Consider the following 240-nt stretch of genomic DNA (forward strand, 5'->3'; position numbering starts at 1 on the left):
TATGGTCGAACGCCTCCTCTCCGAGGCCGCCAGCCAGCAGGTGCTGACCGTCGACATCACGGCCGAGACCGTCGAGGTCACCGTCCTGGACGCCGACGACAAGCCGGTCGCCTGGGCCTATCGCGACGGCGAGATCGGGCAGGTCCCCACCGACCAGCAGTACGTCGACCAGGCAACCTTCGACGTCTCGCGGTTCAACTTCTCCGACGTGGGCGCGCTGTTCCGTGCCGCAGCGGGACA

1 protein-coding gene is annotated in these 240 nt (G+C 67.9%); it reads left to right on the top strand.

The features are described 5' to 3' along the window. The coding region (locus BN358_RS26190) for a hypothetical protein (RefSeq protein ID WP_198018385.1) at nucleotides 1–240 on the top strand (240 nt) is incomplete at both ends.

The organism is Sedimentibacter sp. B4 (assembly GCF_000309315.1).
GTDB lineage: Bacteria > Bacillota > Clostridia > Tissierellales > Sedimentibacteraceae > Sedimentibacter > Sedimentibacter saalensis.